The organism is Halosimplex rubrum, assembly GCF_013415885.1.
In the GTDB taxonomy this organism is placed as follows: domain Archaea; phylum Halobacteriota; class Halobacteria; order Halobacteriales; family Haloarculaceae; genus Halosimplex; species Halosimplex rubrum.
The window spans coordinates 2,054,869-2,076,500 of record NZ_CP058910.1; the positions used below are offsets into that span (position 1 = coordinate 2,054,869).

A 21,632-nucleotide genomic window follows, 5' to 3' on the forward strand; every position below is an offset into this window, starting at 1 on the left:
TGTTTGGGGAGAACTCGTTTTCCCAGCGTTCGCCTTGCTCCGCTCGGCTCACCGTCGTTGAGGTTCGTGCAGATGACCGCCCCTTTCATTCCACTCCGCGACTGCACGACACCGCAGACGGCCACACACCTCCCCAGCCGATTCCTTCGCTCCCGGTGGTCGCTTAGTCATCCCTCGCACGATGTCGTCGTGCGCATGAAAGCGCGCTCCAGCGAGCGCCGGCCAGTACGTTCCGGATCCTGTGCCCCAGTCTATCGCACGCGAATGGAAACACCGCCAGACGGCTCCCTGTCGTCGCCGTCTGCCGACCTTCGAATTTCGTGCTCCTTACTATCGCACGAAATTCGAAACAGCACCCTTTTGACGCCCCCATTGATAGAGTGCCGTATAATGGGCCGACGTAAGAAAATCGTACAGGAATGCGAGACACTGATGGACAAGCCGGAGAACATCCGGAATATCGCCATCGCGGCGCACGTCGACCACGGGAAGACGACGCTGACGGACAACCTGCTCGCCGGTGCGGGCATGATCTCCGACGACACCGCGGGCGAACAGCTCGCGATGGACACCGAGGAGGACGAGCAGGAGCGCGGCATCACTATCGACGCCGCGAACGTCTCGATGACCCACGAGTACGAGGACACGAACCACCTCATCAACCTCATCGACACGCCGGGCCACGTCGACTTCGGCGGGGACGTGACACGCGCGATGCGCGCCGTCGACGGCGCGCTCGTGGTCGTCGACGCCGTCGAGGGCGCGATGCCCCAGACCGAGACGGTGCTGCGACAGGCGCTCCGCGAGGGCGTCAAGCCGACCCTGTTCATCAACAAGGTCGACCGCCTCATCTCCGAGCTCCAGGAGGGGCCCGAGGAGATGCAGGAACGACTCCTGGCCGTCATCCGCGACGTGAACGAGCTCATCCGCGGCATGACCGAGGAGATGGACGACATCGACGAGGACTGGACGGTCGGCGTCGAGGAAGGCACCGTCGGCTTCGGGTCCGCGCTGTACAAGTGGGGCGTCTCGATGCCCTCGATGCAGCGGACGGGCATGGACTTCGGCGAGATCATGGAGCTCGAACGCGCGGACAAGCGCCAGGAGCTCCACGACCGGACGCCCCTGTCGGACGTCGTCCTCGACATGGTCTGTGAGCACTTCCCGAACCCCATCGACGCTCAGCCCCGTCGTATCCCGCGCATCTGGCGCGGCGACGCCGACTCCGACGTGGCAGAGACGATGCAGTTGGTCGACGAGGAGGGCGAGGTCGTCCTGATGGTCACCGACATCGGGATCGACCCCCACGCCGGCGAGATCGCCGCCGGACGCGTCTTCTCGGGCACGCTCGAGAAGGGCCAGGAACTCTACGTCTCCGGGACCGCGGGCAAGAACCGCGTCCAGTCCGTCGGTATCTACATGGGCGGCGAGCGCCAGGAAGTCGACCGCGTCCCCGCCGGGAACATCGCCGCCGTCACCGGTCTCAAGGACGCTATCGCCGGCTCGACGGTCTCCTCGGTCGAGATGACGCCGTTCGAGTCCATCGAGCACATCTCGGAGCCGGTCATCACGAAGTCCGTCGAGGCCCAGAACATGGACGACCTGCCGAAGCTCATCGAGACGCTCCAGCAGGTCGCCAAGGAGGACCCGACCATCCAGATCGAGATCAACGAGGACACCGGCGAGCACCTCATCTCCGGCCAGGGTGAGCTCCACCTCGAAGTCATCGGTCAGCGCATCGAGCGCAACCAGGGCATCCCGATCAACACCGGCGAACCGATCGTCGTCTTCCGCGAGGCGCCACAGGGCGACTCCCGCGAGGTCGAGGGTATCTCCCCGAACCGTCACAACCGCTTCTACATCACCGTGACGCCGCTCGACGAGGACATCGTCGAGGCCATCCAGCACGGCGAGGCCTCCATGGACATGCCCGAACTGGAACGCCGCGAGGCGCTCCAGGACGCCGGCATGGACAAGGACACCTCCCAGAACGTCGAGCACATCCACAACACGAACGTCATCATCGACGACACGAAGGGTATCCAGCACCTCAACGAGACGATGGAGCTGGTCCTCGAAGGGATGGAAGAGGCGCTCAACGACGGCCCGCTCGCCGCCGAGCCGGTTCAGGGCTCGCTCATCCGTCTCCACGACGCCCGGCTCCACGAGGACGCCATCCACCGCGGCCCGGCCCAGGTCATCCCGGCGACCCGCCAGGCCATCCACAACGCCCTCATCGACGCCGAGGTGCGCCTGCTGGAGCCGATCCAGGAGGTCCGCATCGACGTGCCCAACGACCACATGGGCGCCGCCTCGGGCGAGATCCAGGGTCGTCGTGGCCGCGTCGACGACATGTACCAGGAAGGCGATCTGATGGTCGTCGAGGGCGTCGCGCCCGTCGACGAGATGATCGGCTTCTCCAGCGACATCCGCAGCGCCACGGAGGGCCGCGCCTCCTGGAACACCGAGAACGCCGGCTTCCAGGTCATGGCCGACAACCTCCAGCGCGAGACGATCATGGAGATCCGAGAGCGCAAGGGCATGAAGCAGGAACTCCACGAAGCGATCGGCTACTTCTAAGCCGTCTCGTCTCCGTCTTTTCGCCGCTCGGTCTTCCCCGCGAGCCGACGGCTCGTCGCGCGTCTCCGCGTCGGCTCGGTGACTCGCCGCAGGAACAGTCCGTGTCGCGGGGGTTAGGTATCTCTCTCGCGATCCAAGCGGACCTCGCGAGCGTTCGAACGGCCGCCGGGTGTCACTCGACCAGGTCGCGATAGATCGCGCGGTAGTCGTCGCTCCCGTCGACGCGCTCGTCGAAGCGCACGTCGCCGTCGGCGAGGACGGTCAGCCGGTCGAGCGACGGGCCGAAGGCGTCGAGGTGATGCGTCGAGACGACCACGGTCCGGTCGCCCTCGCAGTAATCGGCGACGAACGCGACGACGCGCTCGCGGGCGGCGTCGTCGAGTTCGTCCAGCGGTTCGTCGAGCAGGACGAACGCGGGGCGGCGGACGAACGCCAGCGCCACGTCGACCAGGCGCTGATACCCGCCGGAGAGGTCGGCGACGACGCGGTCGCGTACCTCGTCCAGTTCGAGGCCCGAGCGGACGCTGGCGAGCCAGTCGTCGCCGGCCTCGCCCATCGCGGCGAACACCCGCAGGTTCTCGTCGACGGTCAGGTCGGGGTAGACGCTCGGCGTCTGGAAGCCACAGCCGATCCGCCCTTCCGGACGGGCGATCGTTCCCGAAGTCGGCCGGTCGAGGCCGAGCACGAGCGACAGCAGCGTCGACTTCCCGGAGCCGTTCGGGCCGACCAGCGCGTGCAGGTCGCCGGCCTCGATCCGCAGGTCGACCCCGGCGAGCGCGGTGACGCCGTCGTAGCGCCGGACCACGCCGTCGAGGCGGATCTCGCGGGCGCCCTCGCGGTCGGCCGTTCCGTCGGGGTCAGCCATCGCGACCCCTCCGTTCGTAGACGAAGACGGTCGCCGCGAGCCAGCAGCCCGCCGCCGCGGCGACGCCGCCGAGCAGGAGCAAGCGGTCGGCGAACAGCCCGGGGGAGAGGTCCTTCAGCGCGACGGCGCGGACGACGACCGTCGCGTGGTACACCGGACTCCAGCCGGCGATACTCCGGCGGGCCGCCGAGAAGAACCCGGTGGGGTAGACGGGGTTCGAGAAGGCGACGATCCCGCCGAGGAGCGCGACGTTGACGAACCGGCCGGCGACGGAGAACCGGGTCGCGAAGGTGACCCCGAGGCTCACCGCGACGAGCGCGGCGCCCGTCAGCGCGACGACGCCGAGCGCCGCGGGGTCGGCGACCGACACGCGATAGCCGAGCGCGACGCCGGCCAGTCCCATGCTCGCGACCGCGGCGGCGCCCAGCGCGGCGAACAGCGCGGCCTTCGCGGCGAGCAGCGCCCACAGCGACGACTCGACGCGCACGCGGTCGAACACCCGCCGCTCGCGGGCCAGGTGGTAGGGGACGTAGGTGAACGCGTAGATCGCGAGCAGATAGACGAGCCCGGTCGCGAAGAGGAACTCCGGGAGCGTCCGCTGGGGGCCGACGATCCGCCGCTCGACGGTGACCGTTGACGGGAACACGCCCGCGCGGTCGCGGAGCGTCCCCGTCACCGCCAGCGACGGGTCGACGTAGGTCACCATCCCGCCGTCGACGGCCAGCGAGAGGGTGGCGTTCGCACCGCTCTCGTAGAGCCCGTGGTCGACCGTGAGGACGCCGTACACCCGCTCCCGACGGAGCGCGGTCCGCGCGGCGTCGGTCGAGTCGTAGCTCCGCGGGGCCGAGACCGTCTGCGCGAGCCCGGCGACGGCCTGCAGTTCGTCTTCCGTCACGGCGTCGTCGGCGGGCACGACCGCGACCGGCACGTCCTGGGGGACGGTCCGGTCGAAGGAGGTCGTGGCGACACCGAACAGCGCGGGCGCGAGCAGGAAGACGACGGCGACGGCTCGCCAGTTGCGGCGGAGCCAGAACAGTTCCTTCTGGAGGAGCGGTGCGTCCATTCGAGAACAGTGAGACGGGGGGTCGCCTTAAGCGATCCCTGCTGCGGTCGATCCCGTCGCGACGCCGGTCGCCGTCGAACTCTGGCCGCCGGTCAGGATCGAACCGTACCAGCGGATGAGCGTCTCGGCGGTCTCGATGTCCGTCTCCCGCGAGACGGTCACCGTCGTACCGTCACGGGTCACGTCGGTCTCGCGGAGCTCGGTCTCCAGGGTCTCGTTCTGGATGGCGCCCGCCTGGATGGAGATGAACCCCTGCGCGAGGTCCGTCACGTCCCGGGCGGTGTCCGTGGAGTTCGTCAGGATGCGCGACTCGGTGCCGAGGGCCTCGCCGTCCTCGGTGATGTAGTAGGTCCCCGAGGTGATGTGGAGGTCGTTGTAGGCCTCGGCGTACGCGGTGACGTTCAGGCCTGTGGACTGGCCCATCGTCCGGTTGATCTGCGTGACGTTGACGTTCTGGGAGCTCTGGGCGTACCGGAAGTAGCCGTCGCGGGTGTCGTCGAACGCGCGGCGGAGGTCGCCGTCGACGGGTTCGGCGTTGCCGGCCTCGACGTCGACGGCGTCGGCGACGGCCTGCTCGGTGCCGAAGACGTACTCGTTCTCGTCGAGGACTGCGACCCACTGGTCGGGCTCGGGCGGCCCGAAGCTCGTGACGTTGTCTTCCTCCTCCTGCGGCTCGGGCTTGTAGACGGTCACACCGTCGACGGTCGTGTTACGGTACGACCGGTTGGTGTTCTCCGAGACCGCGTCGACCACGTCGGATTTGTCCCAGTCGGCCTCGACGATGGCGCCCTGGTAGGGCGGCGACGTGAAGTTCGCCTGTCGCTGGCTGTAGACGATGACCTGCTCGGCCGCGCGCGCGTCGAGCCCGCTCTCGTTTTCGACCTCGTCGAGCGCGCCCGTCAGGTTCGCCGGGATCATCTCGGCGGGCGAAGTCGTGGAGACCATCTCGCCGTCGGTCTCGTTGGCCATCTCGTCGTCGGTCTCGTTGGCCTCGCCCGGATCCGTGGTGTTGATCGAGCCGGCCGTGGCGTTGTACCCCGTCGCGTAGAGGCGCTCGGCCGTGTCGGACTCGATGACGCTCGCGTCGAAGACGGCGACGCTGTCGACGCCGTCGGGCACCGGTTCGAGCAGGGCCGAATCCTGCGAATCCGTGACGCCGTCGAGAGCGCCCATCTGTGCCGCGGCGACGCCGCCGACCGCGAGGAACGCGACGACGACGACCGCCTTGGCCGCTGTGCTGCTAATCGTGCCTGTCGGTATGGAGGGCATTCCGTCTTCCCCTACTCGAACATGTCAGTAATAAGTGTCGGTTTCGGCGACGAGCCCCGCGGCCGTCCGGCGGTCCGTCGCGAGGGCCGATCCGACGACCGGAATGGCCGGATTGATATAGCCGCCCCCTGTGAGTCTCCCCTAATGAGCGCACGCGAGCGCACCAGGGAGGTGATCGGGCGATGAGCGACTCGACCGACGAGGTACGCGCATACACAGTTCGGCTCGAACTCGTCGACGAGCCGGGCGAGCTCCTGCGGGCGCTGCACCCGATCGCCGACAACGGCGGGAACCTCCTCTCGATCTTCCACGAACGGGGGAATCTCACCCCGCGGGGCCACATCCCCGTCGAGGTCGACCTGGAGGCGACCCCCGAGCGCTTCGACGAGATCGTCGACGCGCTCCGCGAGGCCGGCATCAACGTCATCCAGGCCGGCACGCAACACTACAGCGAGTCGCTGACGATCGTCGTCTCCGGCCACATCGTCGACAGCGACCTCTCACACACCCTCTCGCGCATCCGCGAGACGACCGACGCCACGGTGACCGACCTCTCGCTGTCGGCACCCGAGGGGACGGAAGACGTGTCGAGCGCGCGCCTGCGGCTGGCCACCGAGGAGGGGGAGGCCGACTCGACGCTGGCGGCCCTGCGGGACATCGCCGCGGCGAAGGACCTGCGTCTGGTCGAGCCGCTCACGGTGGGTGATGCGGCGTGAGACTCGCAGTCCTGGGCGCCGGCGCCGTCGGCGCCTCGGTCGCGGATCTGGCCGCGGACTACGGCCACACCGTCACCGCGCTGGCCGACTCCTCGTCGGCCGCCGTCGACCCCGAGGGGATCGACGTGGCGACCGCGCTGGAGTCAAAGCGGACCGACGGCGCCGTCGGGAGCGACGACCCCGAGGCCGCGCTGGACGGCGAGTACGACGTTCTCGTCGAGGCGACGCCGACGACGCTCGGCGACGCCCAGCCCGGCTTCGGCCACGTCCGAACCGCGCTCGAACGGGACCGACACGTCGTCCTCGCCAACAAGGGACCGGTCGCCGAGCGCTACGCCGACGTGCGCGAACTCGAACGCGAGAGCAACGGCGAGGTGCTGTTCGAGGCGACCGTCGGCGGCGCGATGCCGGTCCTCTCGACGATCGCCGACTTCGACTCCGACCACATCACGGCCGCCCGCGGCGTCCTCAACGGGACCGCGAACTTCATCCTGACGCGGATGGCCGCCGAGGGACTGGACTACGAGCACGTCCTCGCGGAGGCCCAGGATCTGGGCGTCGCCGAGGCCGACCCCGCCTTCGACGTGGAGGGGACCGACGCCGCGCTGAAGTGCGTCATCGTCGCGAACGTCCTCGCGGGGAACGGCCGCGAGTACACCCTCGAGGACGCAGCGGTGCAGGGAATCGAGGAGATCCCCGGGAGCGCGCTCGACCTGGCGACCGAGGACGGCCGCACCGTCCGGCTCATCGGCGAAGTCACGCCGCAGGGCAGGGTGCGCGTCGGCCCGCGGCTCGTCCCCGCCAACGGCACGCTCGCCGTGACGGGCACCGAGAACATCGTCCAGCTGGAGACCGAGCACGCCGGGCAACTCAACATCTCCGGGCGCGGCGCGGGCGGGCCCGAGACCGCGAGCGCGGTGCTGGCCGACGTGGGACGGCTGCCCGAGCGATAGCCGAGGGCTCTCGGTCTCGCCGTGTGACTCTGTGGGACCGAAACGCCCTATGCGGACCCGTCTGTTCTGGCGGACATGAACTCGCGGATCCCGGGATTCTACGCCCGAGACCGTTCCGAGCGACTGTCGACGGTGGCGAACCGGTGTGACCTCGACGCCGACGCCGTCGACGCGCTCGACGCCGACGGCGCGGTCGGCGAGACGGTCGACGGGCTGAGCGAGAACGTCGTCGGCAGCGTCTCCTACCCGTTGAGCGTCGCGACGAACTTCGTTGTCGACGACGAGGACGTGCTGGTGCCGATGGCCGTCGAGGAGTCGAGCGTGGTCGCCGCGGCCTCGAAGGGCGCGCTCCTGGCGCGTTCGACTGGAGGGTTCACGACCGATACGGACGGGCCGTACATGACCGGTCAGGTTCAGGTCGCGGACGTGGCCGACCCGACCGCCGCACGGCTTCGAATCCTCGAACGCGCCGAGGAGATCGCCGCCGTCGCCAACGACCAGGGCGTCCTCGTCAGCCACGGCGGCGGGTGCGAGACCGTGACCGCGCGCGTCGTCGACACGCCGGCCGGCGAGATGGTCGTCGTCCACCTGCTCGTCGACGTCCGCGACGCGATGGGTGCGAACGCGGTGAACACGATGTGCGAAGCCGTGGCTCCGGTCGTGTCCGACGCGGCCGGCGGCCGCGTCTCGTTGCGGGTCCTGTCGAACCTGGCCGACTGCCGGCTCGCACGCGCGAGGTGTCGTGTTGATCCCGACGCGCTCGTCGACAGCGGAGACGACCCCGAGGAATCGAGCGGGATCGGCGGCGTGACCGTCCGCGAGCGCATCGTCGAGGCGTGGGCGTTCGCCGCGGGCGACCCGTACCGGGCGGCCACCCACAACAAGGGGATCATGAACGCCGTCGACGCGCTCGCGGTCGCGACGTGCAACGACTGGCGTGCGCTCGAAGCGGGCGCACACGCGTATGCCGCACGGGAGGGGTACGGTCCGCTGACGACTTACGAGGTCGGCGACGACGGGGACCTGATCTGCAGCATCGAACTCCCGGTCCAGGTCGGGACCGTCGGCGGTGCGAGCGCGGTCCATCCCGCCGGTCGGGCGGCGATGGATATCCTCGACATCGAGGGGGCCGACGAGTTCGCCCGGGTCGTCGCCGCGCTCGGTCTCGCGGAGAACCTGGCGAGCCTGCGCGCGCTCGTCGACGAGGGTATCCAGGCCGGCCATATGAAACTCCACGCCGAGAACGTCGCCCGGCAGGCCGGCGCCCCGGCGCGACTGGTCGCGGAGGTCGCGGCCCGCATGGTCGCCGAGGAGGACGTGCGGGAGAGCCGCGCCCGTGAACTGGTCGCCGAGTTGCAGTGACGACCACCTGTTCGGACCGTCCGCTTCCCGCACGCCCGTGATCCGTGGGAGCAGTTGCCAAATCGCAAGACGGCGGCGGGATCGTGTGGAGTCGCTATCGAAATGGTTTTAACACTAACCGCCAAAGGATTCCCACATAGCGCCTCTGCGCGTGAGATACACCAATGAGCGACAAACCGCACCAGAACCTGGCCATCATCGGCCACGTTGACCACGGGAAGAGCACACTCGTCGGACGACTGCTCTACGAGACGGGCAGCGTCCCCGAGCACGTAATCGAGCAGCACAAGGAAGAGGCCGAGGAGAAGGGCAAGGGCGGCTTCGAGTTCGCCTACGTCATGGACAACCTCGCCGAGGAGCGAGAGCGCGGTGTCACCATCGACATCGCCCACCAGGAGTTCGACACCGACGAGTACTTCTTCACCATCGTCGACTGTCCGGGCCACCGCGACTTCGTCAAGAACATGATCACGGGCGCCTCGCAGGCGGACAACGCCGTGCTCGTGGTCGCCGCGGACGACGGCGTCCAGCCCCAGACCCAGGAGCACGTCTTCCTGGCCCGCACGCTGGGCATCGGCGAGATGATCGTCGCCATCAACAAGATGGACCTCGTCGACTACGAGGAAGGCCGCTACCACGAAGCCGTCGACGAAGTCACCGACCTGCTCAACCAGGTCCGCTTCGACACGGAGAACGCGAAGTTCATCCCGGTCTCGGCATTCGAGGGCGACAACATCGCCAGCGAGTCCGAGAACACCGATTGGTACGACGGCGAGATCCTGCTCGAGGCGCTCAACGCGCTGCCCGAGCCGGAGCCGCCGACGGACGCGCCGCTGCGCCTCCCGATCCAGGACGTCTACACCATCTCCGGTATCGGGACCGTCCCGGTCGGACGCGTCGAGACGGGCATGCTCAACACGGGCGACAACGTGAGCTTCCAGCCCTCGGACGTCGGTGGCGAGGTCAAGACCATCGAGATGCACCACGAAGAGGTGCCCCAGGCCGGCCCCGGTGACAACGTCGGGTTCAACGTCCGCGGCATCGGTCAGGACGACATCCGCCGTGGCGACGTCTGTGGTCCCGCCGACGACCCGCCGTCGGTCGCCGAGACCTTCCAGGCTCGCATCGTCGTGATGCAGCACCCGTCGGTCATCACGGCCGGCTACACCCCGGTCTTCCACGCCCACACGTCGCAGGTCGCGTGTACCATCGAGTCCATCGACCAGAAGATCGACCCCGCGACGGGCGAGGCCGAGGAGGAGAACCCGGACTTCATCCAGAACGGCGACGCCGCCGTCGTCACCATCCGCCCGCAGAAGCCGCTCAGCATCGAGTCGGCCAACGAGATTCCCGAGCTGGGGAGCTTCGCCATCCGCGACATGGGTCAGACCATCGCGGCCGGGCAGGTCATGTCCGTCAACGAGCGCGAGTAACTCATGCAGCAAGCACGCGTCAGGCTGGCCGGCACCAGTCCCGAAGACCTCGACTCGATCTGCGGCGAGGTCAACGACATCGCCAACAAGACCGGCGTCGAGCTGTCGGGGCCGATCCCGCTCCCGACCAAGACGCTCGAGGTCCCCACGCGCAAGTCCCCCGACGGCGAGGGAACGGCGACGTGGGAGCACTGGGAGATGCGCGTCCACAAGCGGCTCATCGACATCGACGCCGACGAACGCGCGCTGCGCCAGCTGATGCGGATCCAGGTCCCGAACGACGTCTCCATCGAGATCGTCCTCGAGGACTAGAGGGGACGGTGGCGCCGGCCACCGCCGTCGCCCGGTCGCCCGACGGCGCGACCGTGTGACCGATTGCCGAAGCCGCTCTCACGCGCAGGACTTATCCCCTCCGCGCTGCGAGCGATATACGCGGGCTCGTAGATCAGTGGCAGATCGCTTCCTTCGCAAGGAAGAGGCCCGGGGTTCAAATCCCCGCGAGTCCATAATTGCTGTCGCTCGCAAACTCGCGAGCGACGCAATTTTGTTTGTCTGAGCGGGGATTTGAGCCTGGAAGTCGCAGCGCCGAGCGAAGCGAGGCGACCGTCTTCCTTCGTTCAAATCCCCGCGAGTCCATCCCGGTTTCTCGTCTCTGCGAACTATCCAGTCGTCGGTCGAAGACGAGAGTCGTACGGTAGTCTGATCTGGGTGGTCAATAGTTGTCGTCGATCCACTCGCACCACGCGCGGAAGTCTTCGGTACCGCGCTGGCTAGCTTGACTGGAGCGTCCCCGTCGGAATCTCGTCTCCCGATCTCATCGGAACGGTCACCACCCGTACCTCGTCTCACGACGCCAAAACCACCACAATTATTATATAAAAGATCGGCCTGTTCGCAGACTCCCGAAGTCGGGTGACTACAACCCCGCCCAATCAATTGTATAAGATCAATTATACACATAGATCGTGTGTCGTGGTATTTCGTCACGGAGGGGCCCCGAGGTAGTCCCGCAGTCGAAACCCCCGATCGCTTCCACTGCAGATCCGGCCGCTATCACTCGATCTCCGGGGATTCGAAACTACTTTCGCCGCGGTCCACCCATGTTTAAGAGGGAGTCACCGTATGAAACGTAACGCACGGATACATAGCGAGGGACGCCTGTAGCGGCGCGATTGCTCGGCGATCGGACACTTGAAGCGCGCGACAAATTCCCGCAACCAAAGGGTTATTTGGGACCGATACAAACAGAAATTCCGTCACAAATGATAGGTATGAGGCCACAGCGGACACGCTCTCGATCCGGCGCTGGAACCGCCAGTGGGAGGGGTACGACACATGAGTAGCGGCGATCTCGGGGTCGGCGACATCGACCTGCCGATCAAGCGCACCGAGGGGAACACGCTCGAAGACCGCTTGACGGGCAATGCGTACCACAACATTCTGCCCGCGCGCTATCTCCGCAAGGACGCCGACGGGGAACTCGTCGAGGAGCAGGAGGACCTGTTCGTCCGCGTCGCGAAGAACATCGCGCTGGCCGAGGCCGTCTACGAGGCCGACGAGCGCGGTGTCGAGGTCACGGTCACGCCCGACCAGCTCAAGCCCGACCACCCGCGCCGCGACGAGCTCGCCGCGGAGGTCTTCGGCACGGGGACGACGGCCGACGACGACGCCGAGACGACCCTCGACCAGTACAACGTCAACAAGTTCGCCTACGAGACGGTCGTCCCGGAGCTGCCCGACGAGGTCCGGAGCCACGTCGAGGAGACCGCCGAGGAGTTCCAGCGGCTGATGGCGGATCTCTCCTTCATGCCGAACTCGCCGACGCTGATGAACGCCGGCGACGAGCTCCAGCAGCTGTCGGCCTGTTTCGTCGACTCGCCCGAGGACGACATCACGAACATCCACCAGACCGCCAAGGAGGCCGCCGAAGTCTTCCAGTCCGGCGGCGGCATGGGCTACGCCTTCTGGCGGCTGCGACCGTACGGGGACGCCGTCGGGTCGACCGGCGGTATCGCGTCCGGCCCGATCACGTTCATGCGCACGTTCGACCAGATGTGCGAGACCATCGCCCAGGGCGGCGCCCGTCGGGGCGCCCAGATGGGGGTCATGCGCGTCTCCCATCCGGACGTGATCCAGTTCATCCACGCGAAGAACAAGGACGTCTCCCTGGCGCACACCCTGCGCCTGAACGACCCGGACGACTTCACGCACAACTCGTTCGCCGACGCGCTGGAGGAGGCCCGGGAGCTCATCGACGACGACGGCAAGGTGCCCAAACACCTCCGCAACGCCGTTGAGGGCCACCTCTCTAACTTCAACATCTCCGTCGGGATCACCGACGACTTCATGGACGCGGTCAAGGCCGACGAGGAGTTCACCTTCACCAACCCGCGGACCGAGGAACCCCACGTCGCGACCGCGGAGACGAAGGAGCTGTACGAGATGTTCGACCTCGGCGACCACGTCGAGGTCGGCGAGGTCCTGTCGGTGCCGGCCCGGAAGGTCTGGGAGCGCATCGTCGACGGCGCCCACGAGAACGGCGAACCGGGCGTCGTCTATCTCGAACGGATCAACAAGGAGCACTCGTTCGACGTCGAGGAACACCCGGACCACCGCATCCTCGCGACGAACCCCTGCGGCGAGCAGCCCCTCGAGGAGTACGAGGCGTGTAACCTCGGCCACATCAACCTCTCGACGCTCGCAGCGACGGACGCGCCGGACTGGCGCGTCTGGTCGGAGGCGCACGCCGACGAGTACGACTCGCTGGAGGACGCGGTCGACGCGTTCCTGCAGGAGGCCATCGACTTCGAGGCGTTCGACCACCGCATCGAGATGGGGACCCGGTTCCTCGAGAACGTGGTCACGATGTCGGACTTCCCGGTACCGAAGATCGAGGAGACCGTCCGGGAGATGCGCAAGATCGGCCTGGGCGTCATGGGCCTGGCGCAGCTGTACATCCAGCTGGGCATGCGCTACGGCGACGACGTGTCCAACGAGGTCGCCCGCCAGCTGATGCGCCACATCAACCACGGCTCGAAGCGGGCCAGCCACGATCTCGCCGCCGAGCGGGGGAGCTTCGAGGAGTGGGACAACTCCAAGTACGCGAACCCCACCGAGTACCGCGAGTGGTTCGAGAAGCAGACCGGTCTCGACGCCGACGAGTGGGCCGAGGGCTTCGCGCTTCGCAACCACAACACGACGACCATCGCGCCGACGGGCACGACTTCGATGGTCGGCAACACCACCGGCGGCTGCGAGCCCATCTACAACGTCGCCTACTACAAGAACGTCTCCGACGACGTGCAGGGCGACGAGATGCTCGTCGAGTTCGACGACTACTTCCTGCGCGTGCTGGAGGAGAACGACATCGACGTCGACGCCGTCAAGCAGGAGGCCCAGGACCAGATGGCCAACAACGAGTTCGACGGCGTCACCGGTCTCTCGACGGTTCCGGACGCGGTCGGTGAGCTGTTCGTCACCACCGGCGACCTCTCCGCCAAGCAGCACGCTGGCATCCAGGTCGCCTGCCAGGAGGGCGTCGACTCCGCAATCTCCAAAACCGTGAACGCCCCCAACGACTCCACCGTCGAGGACGCCGCCGATGTCTTCGAGTACATCTACGACCACGGCGGCAAGGGCGTCACCTACTACCGCGACGGCACCCGTTCGAAGCAGGTGCTGACGACGCGCGCCCAGAACGCGGAGTTCGCCGACATGGACGCCGACGAGGTCATCGCCCAGATCGAGGAGGTCTTCGGCGGCTTCGACGCGTTCCTCGAAGAAGATGCGGTTCAGGCGGCAATCGACACCGAGGTATCGGGCATCCTCTCGGCCGCCGACGGCGAGCGCCCCGACTACGCCCAGAAGCGCTCCCGTCCCGACGTCCTCCACGGCGTCACCCAGCGCATCGACACCGGCTACGGGAAGCTCTACGTCAACATCAACGAGGACCCCGAGGCCGAGCGCCCGTTCGAGCTGTTCGCCAACATCGGCAACTCCGGCGGGTTCACGGCTTCGTTCACCGAGGCGCTCGCCAAGACCATCTCGACGGCGCTGCGCGCGGGCGTCGACCCCCACGAGATCGCCGACGAGCTGCAGGGCATCCGCAGCCCGAAGGTCGCCTGGGACAAGGGCGAGCAGATCCAGTCCATCCCGGACGCCATCGGCACCGCCCTGCGTCGCTATCTCGACGACGAGATCGACAAGGGCTACCCCCAGCAGGCGACGCTGGAGGAGACCGCCGAGGAGCGCGAGGCGCGACGCGCCTCGGACGGCGCGAGCGGTGAAACCGCGAGCGAGGACGGCAGTAACCCGAACCAGGACGTCGGCGCCACCGAACCGGAGACGGATGGCGGGGCGTCCGTCTCGATGGGCGCCGCGCCCGGCGGCGACGCGGGCGAGCCCGGTCCCGAGGCGGGACAGGCCGCCGAGGGCGACCAGCAGGAGCTGATCGACGCCGGCGAGAGCCCGGAGTGTCCGGAGTGCTCGTCGCTGTCGCTGTACTACTCCGAAGGCTGCAAGACCTGCGAGTCCTGCGGCTGGTCGGAGTGCTGAGGTAGATGGACGAGGCCCCCGCGCCGACGCCGTTGCGGGGGCTCGCGTGGCTCCGCACCGTGCCGGCCACCCTCTTTCTCTGCGGTCTCTTCGTTCTCGTCTTCGCCGCCGAGTGGTACGTCTGGCGCCGTTTCGGCTACGCGACGTTCGTCACGCTGTTCATCGCGACGCCCGACCCATCGGTCGGCTGGCTGCTCGCCTCGCTCGCGCACTTGCCGACGGACCCCCGGCATCTCGTTTCGAGCGTCGTGCAACTGCTCCTGTTCGGCGGCGTCGTCGAGCGTCGGCTGGGTCGGCGGCGCTTTCTCGCGCTGGCCGCGGTGGCCGGACTGGCGACGACGGGCGCGCAGGTCGCCTGGTACGTGTCGCTCGGCGTCTCCGGCGGGGCGGCGGGGACGCTCGGCGCCAGCGGGGTCGTCCTCGCGATGACGGCGCTCGTGGTCGTCGACAGCGTCCGGTACCGGGTCGCGACGGGCGACTGGCACGGCGAGGTCACCTGGCTGTGGGTCTTCTTCGGCAGCGTGATCGCCGGGCAGGCCGTCTTCGGGCTGGTCGCGCTCGCCGCCGGAACCGCGGAGGTCGGCGTGGTCGGCCACCTGACCGGCGTGGCGATCGGGCTCGGCGTCGGACTCGCTCGACCGACCGGTGCGGTGTTGCGCTCGGGCGACGCCCGCTACCGGTCGTAGGCGTCGTCCACTCGCCGAGTCGGTCCGCGCTTCCGGGAGGCGTGGACTTTTACCCCACCGCCGTAACGCGGAGGGTATGACGTACGACATCGCGTTTATCGGCACGGGGCCGGAGCCGGAGAACCCGGTGTGGGGCGAGAGCGCGGCGATGGCCTACCGCCACGCCGAGGGGTACCGCGAGCGCGACGACTGCCGGATCGTCGCCGCCGCCGACATCGTCCGCGAGAACGTCGTCGCCTTCGCCGACGAGTTCGATATCGCCGAGTCGGGGATCTTCGAAGACTACGAGGCGATGCTCGACGCCGCCGAGCCGGACATCGTCTCGGTCTCGACGCCGGTGCCGACCCACGCCGATATCGTCCTCGACTGCATCGAAAGCGGCGTCCCCGACGCCGTCCACTGCGAGAAGCCCATGGCGACGACGTGGGGCGACGCGCGCCTGATGGCCCAGGAGGCCGGTCGCCGGGACGTGCAACTCACCTTCAACCACCAGCGGCGCTTCTCGCCGGTCTGGCGCGAGCCCAAGCGCGCGCTGGACGAGGGAGCCATCGGCGACCTCCAGCGGGTCGAGGTCGGCACGAGCACCCTGCTGGACAACGGTACCCACCACGTCGACCTGGCGCACATGTACACCGGCGAGGCGCCCGTCGAGTGGGTGATCGGGCAGGTCGACTACCGCGAGGAACACGTCAAGTACGGCGCCCACAACGAGAACCAGGGGCTCGTCCAGTGGGCCTACGAGAGCGGCGTCCAGGGCATCGCGACGACGGGCTTCGGCGAGGACGGCGTCGGCGTCCACCACCGCCTACGGGGCACCGACGGCGTCATCGAGGTGACGCCGTGGAACGAGACCCAGGCGCGGGTCCGCCGTGACGGCGAGGGCTGGGAGACGCTGGTCGCCGGCGTCGAGAACGCGGCGGCGGTCCCGCCGGCTATCGACCACGTCGTCGACTGTCTGCACGAGGGCGTCGAGCCGGAGTTCTCGGCGCGGCGGGCGCTGTCGGTGACGGAAGTCATCTTCGGCGCCTGGGAGTCCGCGCGGCGCCGCGGGCGGGTGGACCTGCCGCTCCGTATCGAGGACAACCCGCTCGAAGCGATGGTCGACTCCGGCGAGTTGTCGCCGGAACCCACCGGCGAGGACTGACGGCGGGGCCCGGGTATCCGCGGGCCGCCGTTCGCCCGTCGACCGCGGCCGGACGGCCCGGAAGCTTATGGTCACGGGCCGGCCTGTATCCGGTATGCTCAGCGCAGTGGCACTCCAGTTGGACGTTCTCACGCAACCCGTCGGGATCCTCGGCGTCCTCATCCTGCTGGCGGCGATCATCCTGATCGGGCGGTTCCTGCTGTCGATGGCCTGGCGGCTGGTGATCATCGGCATCATCGTCGTCGGCACGCTGTACATCCTCAGCGTCCTCGGGTTCAACTTCCTGTAGCGGCGCTCGCTCGGCCCGGGCGAGGTCGGACCCCGCCCGTGGCTTTTTCACCGCTCGACCGAAGCGCCAGTCGTGACGCAGTCGTCCGTCCCCGACGGCCGCGAGCAGGAACGACTGTTCGTCCGCCGACGCGAGCGACGGCTGACCCGGACCCACGCCGCGCTGTGGGTCGTGATCCTCGCGACCACGGCCGCGGACATCGTCCTGACGATGGCCGGGCTGGCCGCCGGGCTCCCCGAGGGGAACCCCGTCGTCCGGGCGATGGTCGCGTCGTTCGGTCCCGCCGGCCTCTGGACGGTGAAGTTCGCCGCGATGTGCTGGCTGGTCGCCGGGTGGTCGCTGTTGTCCGACCGGAACGCTTCGGTCTTTCTCGGGCTGTTCGCCGCGGTCACGTCGCTGGTCGTGGCGAACAACGCGTTTGCGGTCTTCGGTGCGTGAGTGCCGGTTCCCGGATATCCGACTACGCGCCGGAGCCGAGGAAGAAGCTGTCCGACCGCTCAGACGCCGTCGAGGAAGTTGGCGATCACGTCGTGGCCGACGGCGGTCAGCACGGACTCGGGGTGGAACTGGACGGCCTCGATGGGGTGGTCGCGGTGGCGGATCCCCATCACGAGGTCCACGGTGTCGCCGTCCTCGGTCTCGGCCGCCGTCGTGGCCGTCACCTCGAAGCAGTCGGGGACTTCGGTGGCGACCAGCGAGTGATAGCGCCCGCCGCGGATCCCCTGGTCCAGTCCCGAGAACACGCCCTCGGCGTCGTGACTGATGGGGAAGGCCTTGCCGTGGATGGGTTCGGGCGCGCGTCCGACCGTCCCGCCGTAGGCGTAGACGGCGGCCTCCAGCCCGAGACAGACGCCGAGCGTCGGCACGTCCGGACTGACCTCGGTCAGCACGTCGTTCGTGACGCCGATGTCGCGGTCGTTCTTCGGGTGGCCCGGCCCGGGGCTGATCACGATGGCGTCGGGGTCGGCGTCGCGCACGTCGTCCAGCGAGGCGGTGTTGCGGACGACCTCGGTGTCGGCGTGCTCGCTGACGTACTCGACGAGGTTGTAGGTGAACGAATCGAAGTTGTCGACGAACAGCACCCGCCGCTCGTCGGAACGCTCGCGCTGGCCGGCGCTCATCGGGACACCTCCTCGGCCTCGGCGGGAGCGCTCCCCTCCTCGTCCGCGGCCTCGGACTCCGAGACCTCGATGGCTTCGAGCGCGTCGAGGACGCCGCGCATCTTCTGCTCGGTCTCCTCGTACTCGCTGGTCGGGTCGCTGTCGGCGACGATACCGGCGCCGGCCTGGACGGTGACGCGGTCGGCGCTGTCGGCCGCTTCGTCGGGGATCTCGACGCCGTAGCGGCTGTCGAGGTCCTCGACGGTCGCGGTGCGGATGACGATGGCGAGTTCGGCGTCGCCAGTCCAGGTGAAGTAACCGACGCCGCCGCCGTAGGGGCCTCTGGGAGTCCGCTCCAGGTCGTCGATGATCTCCATCGCGCGGATCTTCGGCGCGCCCGAGAGCGTCCCGGCGGGGAAGGAAGCGCGGGCCGCGTCGAAGGCGTCGGCGTCGTCGGCCAGGGTCCCGGTCACCGTCGACTCGATGTGCTGGACGTGGCTGTACTTGAGGACGCTCATGAACTCCTCGACGCGGACGCTTCCGGGTTCGGCGACGCGGCGCACGTCGTTGCGCGCCAGGTCGACGAGCATCGTGTGTTCGGCGCGTTCCTTCCCGTCGGCGAGCATCTCCCCGGCCAGCCGTCGGTCCTCGACCGGGCTGGTCCCGCGGGAACAGGTGCCGGCGATGGGGTTCGAGAGCACGCGGTCCCCGCGCACCGCGACCAGCGTCTCCGGGCTGGCGCCGACGACCGAGAGGCCGTCGTAGTCGAGGACGTACATGTACGGCGAGGGGTTGACCGAGCGCAGCGACTCGTACAGTCCCAGCGGGTCCACGTCGCCGTACAGCTCGCGCGTCCGCGAGATGACGCCCTGGTAGATGTCGCCCGCGAGGACGTGTTCCTTGGCTTTCTCGACGGCGTCCTCGTACTCGTCCTGCGGGCCGGCCGTCTCGCCGTCGCGGACGAATCCGCCCGTCTCCAGGTCGGTGGCGCCGTCGAGCAGGTCGGCGACGCGCTCGGCCTCCCGCTCCAGCTCGTCGTAGCGGGCGGCGGCGTCGTCGCCGGGTTCGAGGATCGGCGTGTGTACCAGCGAGACGCTGTCCTCGACCTCGTCGAAGACCAACGTGGTCGTCGTGAGGACGAACTGGGCGTCGGGGTACCGGGAGTCCGGATGCTCCAGGCCGACCTCGTCGAGCCAGCAGTCGTAGACGGCGTCGTAGCCGAGGAAGCCGACGAGCCCGCCTTCGAAGTGCTCGCGGTCCATGTCGGGGAACCCGCGGCGCTGTACGTCGGGCATCGCGCCGCGGACGCTGTCGAGCGTGTCGCCGCCGTCGGCGTCGAAGAGGGTGTCGTAGCGGTCGTCGAACGTCTCGACGGTCGCGCCGTCGGCGTCGACGGTGACGACGCCCTTCGGGTCGTAACCGACGAACGAGTAGCGGGCGTGTCGGTCCTCCGTCGTGGGCGCGAACGCGCCGTCGGGGTCGCTGGAGGCGACCTTCTCGGCGCTCTCCAGCAGGAACGTGTAGTCGGCGCCCTCGATGTCGGTGGTCCGGCCCGAGAGCGCGGCGTAGGCGTCCAGCGGCCCCAGGTCGGTGTCGAGCTCGACCGCGGCACGGACGACCACCGGCTCGTCGGCGTCGGCCAGCTCGACGAACTCGTCTTTCGACGGTTCGAGCGCGCGGTCGCTCACGCGGCCACCTCCCGCCGCCGCGCCGCGGCGACGAACGAGCGGACCGTCTCCGGGTCCTTCTCGCCGCCGACGCGGCTCCCGTCGCCGTCGACCCGTTCGACGCCCGTCGCCACGTCGACACCGAACGGTCGAACGGTTTCGACGGCCGCGGCGACGTTCTCGGGGGTGAGTCCGCCGGCGAGGATCACGGGCACGTCCAGGTCGGCGACGACCTCGCGGGTACGCTCCCAGTCGTGGGTCTCGCCGGTGCCGCCGCCACCCTCGGCGTCGACCGAATCGACCAGCAGGGCGTCCGCGGCGTCGGCGTAGTCGGCGATATCGTCGGCCTCGGCGTCGACCGCGACGACCAGGTCCTGACTCAGACGGTGGCCGAGCGCGCCGAGTTCGCCCGGCGAGAGCCCGCCGTGGACCTGCACGGCGTCCGGTTCGACGGTCGCCGCGAGGTCGACCGCGGCCTCGACGGTCGTCGGCATCGTCACCAGCACACCGGTCACCAGCGGCGGGACGCCAGCGAGGAGGTCGCCAGCGGTATCGGCGTCGACCTCCCGGGGGGTGTCGACGGGCACGTCGCTGATGACGCCCACCGCGTCGGCGCCCGCGGCGACGACGGCCTCGCGGTCGGTCTCGCGGGTGACCCCGCAGACCTTGACGCGGGCGTCCGGGCGGTCGTCGGTGGCGTCGCTCATTGGCCCCCGTCGGCGGCGACGCGGCTGGTGACCTCCCGAAGGTCGTCGAGCTTCGCGGCGGCGTCGCCGGCGTCGATGGCGTCGGCGGCGGCCTCGACGCCGCCCTCCAGCGAGTCGGCCATGCCGGCGACGTAGACGGCCGCGCCGGCGTTCGCGAGGATGATGTCGCGCTTTGCGCCGGTGACCGTGCCGTCGACGATACCCTGCAGGTCCGCGGCGTTCTCCGCGGGCGTGCCGCCCGAGACGGCCTCGATGTCGTGGGTCTCCAGCCCGAGGTCCTCGGGGGTGATCGTGTACTCGGTGACCTCACCGGCTTTCACTTCGGCGACGGCGGTCTCGTCGTGGATCGTGATCTCGTCCATCCCGGAGCCGTGGACGATCAGGGCGTGGTCGACCGGCATCTCGGCGACCGCGCGGCCGATCAGGCCGACGAGATCCGCGTCGTAGACGCCCATGACCTGCGCGTCGGCGCCGGCGGGGTTCGTGAGGGGGCCGAGCACGTTGAAGATGGTCCGCATCCCCACCTCGCGGCGCGGGCCGATGACGGCCTTCATCGCCGGGTGGAACGCGGGGGCGTGCATGTAGCCGATGCCGGCCTCCTCGACGGTCGCCTCGACGGCCTCGGGGTGGGTGTCCATGTCGAGGCCGACCTCCTCCAGCACGTCCGAGCTCCCCGACGACGAGGAGACGGAGTAGTTGCCGTGTTTGGCGATCGGGACGCCGGCGCCGGCGGCGACGATGGCGCTGGTCGTCGAGACGTTGATCGTGTCGTAGTCGTCGCCCCCGGTGCCGCAGGTGTCGACCAGCGGCGCCCGGTCGGGGTCGATGGTTCTGGCGGCCTCGCGCATCCCCTGGGCGAAGCCGGCGATCTCGGCCTCGGTCTCGCCCTTCGCGCGCAGCCCCGCCAGCAGCGCGCCGATCTGTGCCTCTGTCGCGTCCTCGAAGACGGCCGTCGCCGCCTCGCGAGCCTCCGCGAGCGTCAGGTCCTCGCCGTCCGTGACGGATTCGATGTATGCTTTCATGTGTGTCTTCGATGGACTGTTTCGTTCTACGATGTACGAATCAGTACATCAACTTAAGCGTATCGGGCGCGGTTCGCCCGGTCACCGGCGGGGCGGTAGTGCCCGCCGGGCGGCGAGGCGAGCGGCGAGACCGGGGGCGGTCGCGGCGGCCTCCCGGCGGTCGCTCGGCCGCTCGGCACCTTATTCTCAAAGTTTGTACCGCGGCAGAAGGGACTATATGAG

General features: G+C 68.8%; 18 protein-coding genes and 1 tRNA gene. 12 read left to right on the forward strand and 7 right to left on the reverse strand.

Features of this window, described 5'->3' with window-relative positions:
- Positions 1 to 390: 390 nt before the first annotated feature.
- On the forward strand, positions 391 to 2,580 hold the full coding sequence (locus HZS55_RS10230; protein WP_179911576.1) for an elongation factor EF-2: 2,190 nt from the start codon (positions 391 to 393) through the stop codon (positions 2,578 to 2,580).
- Positions 2,581 to 2,752: 172 nt separating this feature from the next.
- Here the strand turns inward: HZS55_RS10230 and HZS55_RS10235 are convergent, their stop codons facing one another.
- Genes HZS55_RS10235 through HZS55_RS10245 form a run of 3 tightly spaced genes read right to left on the reverse strand, consistent with a single transcriptional unit; the run spans position 2,753 to position 5,777 of the window.
- Positions 2,753 to 3,445, reverse strand: coding sequence for an ATP-binding cassette domain-containing protein (locus HZS55_RS10235; protein WP_179911577.1), 693 nt, complete (start codon positions 3,443 to 3,445; stop codon positions 2,753 to 2,755).
- Positions 3,438 to 4,508 (reverse strand): ABC transporter permease, encoded by a 1,071-nt coding sequence (locus tag HZS55_RS10240; protein WP_179911578.1) that lies wholly within the window; start codon positions 4,506 to 4,508, stop codon positions 3,438 to 3,440. Before HZS55_RS10240 ends, HZS55_RS10235 begins: the two co-directional genes overlap by 8 nt.
- A 27-nt stretch (positions 4,509 to 4,535) precedes the next feature.
- Positions 4,536 to 5,777 (reverse strand): hypothetical protein, encoded by a 1,242-nt coding sequence (locus HZS55_RS10245; protein WP_179911579.1) that lies wholly within the window; start codon positions 5,775 to 5,777, stop codon positions 4,536 to 4,538.
- Positions 5,778 to 5,959: 182 nt separating this feature from the next.
- Between HZS55_RS10245 and HZS55_RS10250 the strand changes: the two genes are divergently transcribed.
- From HZS55_RS10250 to HZS55_RS10300, 11 genes are all read left to right on the forward strand, one after another.
- Positions 5,960 to 6,493: an amino acid-binding protein gene (locus HZS55_RS10250; RefSeq protein ID WP_179911580.1), complete on the forward strand. Its 534-nt coding sequence runs from the start codon at positions 5,960 to 5,962 to the stop codon at positions 6,491 to 6,493.
- Positions 6,490 to 7,446, forward strand: coding sequence for a homoserine dehydrogenase (locus HZS55_RS10255; protein ID WP_179911581.1), 957 nt, complete (start codon positions 6,490 to 6,492; stop codon positions 7,444 to 7,446). The genes HZS55_RS10250 and HZS55_RS10255 overlap by 4 nt, the downstream gene beginning before the upstream one ends.
- Positions 7,447 to 7,521: 75 nt before the next feature.
- Positions 7,522 to 8,808 carry a hydroxymethylglutaryl-CoA reductase, degradative gene (locus HZS55_RS10260; protein ID WP_179911582.1) on the forward strand — a complete coding sequence of 429 codons (1,287 nt, stop codon included), beginning with the start codon at positions 7,522 to 7,524 and terminating at the stop codon, positions 8,806 to 8,808.
- A gap of 164 nt (positions 8,809 to 8,972) precedes the next feature.
- Positions 8,973 to 10,241, forward strand: coding sequence for a translation elongation factor EF-1 subunit alpha (gene tuf / locus HZS55_RS10265; protein ID WP_179911583.1), 1,269 nt, complete (start codon positions 8,973 to 8,975; stop codon positions 10,239 to 10,241).
- 3 nt (positions 10,242 to 10,244) lie between these two features.
- Positions 10,245 to 10,553 (forward strand): 30S ribosomal protein S10, encoded by a 309-nt coding sequence (gene rpsJ / locus HZS55_RS10270; RefSeq protein ID WP_006885248.1) that lies wholly within the window; start codon positions 10,245 to 10,247, stop codon positions 10,551 to 10,553.
- 122 nt (positions 10,554 to 10,675) lie between these two features.
- A tRNA-Ala gene (locus HZS55_RS10275) sits at positions 10,676 to 10,747 on the forward strand.
- An 829-nt stretch (positions 10,748 to 11,576) separates the two neighbouring features.
- On the forward strand, positions 11,577 to 14,795 hold the full coding sequence (locus HZS55_RS10280; RefSeq protein WP_179911584.1) for an adenosylcobalamin-dependent ribonucleoside-diphosphate reductase: 3,219 nt from the start codon (positions 11,577 to 11,579) through the stop codon (positions 14,793 to 14,795).
- Between the two features lie 5 nt (positions 14,796 to 14,800).
- Positions 14,801 to 15,481 carry a rhomboid family intramembrane serine protease gene (locus tag HZS55_RS10285; RefSeq protein WP_179911585.1) on the forward strand — a complete coding sequence of 227 codons (681 nt, stop codon included), beginning with the start codon at positions 14,801 to 14,803 and terminating at the stop codon, positions 15,479 to 15,481.
- Between the two features lie 76 nt (positions 15,482 to 15,557).
- Positions 15,558 to 16,625: a Gfo/Idh/MocA family protein gene (locus tag HZS55_RS10290; protein WP_179911586.1), complete on the forward strand. Its 1,068-nt coding sequence runs from the start codon at positions 15,558 to 15,560 to the stop codon at positions 16,623 to 16,625.
- A gap of 94 nt (positions 16,626 to 16,719) precedes the next feature.
- The gene (locus HZS55_RS10295) at positions 16,720 to 16,914 is read left to right on the forward strand and encodes a hypothetical protein (protein WP_179911587.1); all 195 of its coding nucleotides are present in this window, start codon (positions 16,720 to 16,722) and stop codon (positions 16,912 to 16,914) included.
- Between the two features lie 72 nt (positions 16,915 to 16,986).
- Complete coding sequence (locus HZS55_RS10300; RefSeq protein WP_179911588.1) at positions 16,987 to 17,352, forward strand: DUF5658 family protein; 366 nt, start codon at positions 16,987 to 16,989, stop codon at positions 17,350 to 17,352.
- 59 nt (positions 17,353 to 17,411) lie between these two features.
- Here the strand turns inward: HZS55_RS10300 and trpG are convergent, their stop codons facing one another.
- Genes trpG through trpD form a run of 4 tightly spaced genes read right to left on the reverse strand, consistent with a single transcriptional unit; the run spans position 17,412 to position 21,410 of the window.
- Positions 17,412 to 18,035, reverse strand: a complete 624-nt coding sequence (gene trpG, locus HZS55_RS10305; RefSeq protein WP_179911589.1) for an anthranilate synthase component II — start codon at positions 18,033 to 18,035, stop codon at positions 17,412 to 17,414.
- The gene (trpE, locus tag HZS55_RS10310) at positions 18,032 to 19,702 is read right to left on the reverse strand and encodes an anthranilate synthase component I (protein WP_179911590.1); all 1,671 of its coding nucleotides are present in this window, start codon (positions 19,700 to 19,702) and stop codon (positions 18,032 to 18,034) included. Before trpE ends, trpG begins: the two co-directional genes overlap by 4 nt.
- Positions 19,699 to 20,388, reverse strand: a complete 690-nt coding sequence (locus HZS55_RS10315) for a phosphoribosylanthranilate isomerase (protein ID WP_179911591.1) — start codon at positions 20,386 to 20,388, stop codon at positions 19,699 to 19,701. The genes trpE and HZS55_RS10315 overlap by 4 nt, the downstream gene beginning before the upstream one ends.
- Positions 20,385 to 21,410 (reverse strand): anthranilate phosphoribosyltransferase, encoded by a 1,026-nt coding sequence (gene trpD / locus HZS55_RS10320; protein WP_179911592.1) that lies wholly within the window; start codon positions 21,408 to 21,410, stop codon positions 20,385 to 20,387. Before trpD ends, HZS55_RS10315 begins: the two co-directional genes overlap by 4 nt.
- Positions 21,411 to 21,632: the final 222 nt, after the last annotated feature.

What these genes read in the sequence shown, in the direction of transcription:
- HZS55_RS10290 (WP_179911586.1), top strand. Translation starts at nt 15,558, where the DNA reads ATGACGTACGACATCGCGTTTATCGGCACGGGGCCGGAGCCGGAGAAC.
- HZS55_RS10245 (WP_179911579.1), bottom strand. Translation starts at nt 5,777, where the DNA reads ATGCCCTCCATACCGACAGGCACGATTAGCAGCACAGCGGCCAAGGCG.
- trpD (WP_179911592.1), bottom strand. Translation starts at nt 21,410, where the DNA reads ATGAAAGCATACATCGAATCCGTCACGGACGGCGAGGACCTGACGCTC.
- tuf (WP_179911583.1), top strand. Translation starts at nt 8,973, where the DNA reads ATGAGCGACAAACCGCACCAGAACCTGGCCATCATCGGCCACGTTGAC.
- HZS55_RS10295 (WP_179911587.1), top strand. Translation starts at nt 16,720, where the DNA reads ATGCTCAGCGCAGTGGCACTCCAGTTGGACGTTCTCACGCAACCCGTC.
- HZS55_RS10230 (WP_179911576.1), top strand. Translation starts at nt 391, where the DNA reads ATGGGCCGACGTAAGAAAATCGTACAGGAATGCGAGACACTGATGGAC.
- HZS55_RS10260 (WP_179911582.1), top strand. Translation starts at nt 7,522, where the DNA reads ATGAACTCGCGGATCCCGGGATTCTACGCCCGAGACCGTTCCGAGCGA.
- HZS55_RS10285 (WP_179911585.1), top strand. Translation starts at nt 14,801, where the DNA reads ATGGACGAGGCCCCCGCGCCGACGCCGTTGCGGGGGCTCGCGTGGCTC.
- HZS55_RS10240 (WP_179911578.1), bottom strand. Translation starts at nt 4,508, where the DNA reads ATGGACGCACCGCTCCTCCAGAAGGAACTGTTCTGGCTCCGCCGCAAC.
- HZS55_RS10250 (WP_179911580.1), top strand. Translation starts at nt 5,960, where the DNA reads ATGAGCGACTCGACCGACGAGGTACGCGCATACACAGTTCGGCTCGAA.
- HZS55_RS10235 (WP_179911577.1), bottom strand. Translation starts at nt 3,445, where the DNA reads ATGGCTGACCCCGACGGAACGGCCGACCGCGAGGGCGCCCGCGAGATC.
- HZS55_RS10315 (WP_179911591.1), bottom strand. Translation starts at nt 20,388, where the DNA reads ATGAGCGACGCCACCGACGACCGCCCGGACGCCCGCGTCAAGGTCTGC.
- HZS55_RS10280 (WP_179911584.1), top strand. Translation starts at nt 11,577, where the DNA reads ATGAGTAGCGGCGATCTCGGGGTCGGCGACATCGACCTGCCGATCAAG.
- rpsJ (WP_006885248.1), top strand. Translation starts at nt 10,245, where the DNA reads ATGCAGCAAGCACGCGTCAGGCTGGCCGGCACCAGTCCCGAAGACCTC.
- trpG (WP_179911589.1), bottom strand. Translation starts at nt 18,035, where the DNA reads ATGAGCGCCGGCCAGCGCGAGCGTTCCGACGAGCGGCGGGTGCTGTTC.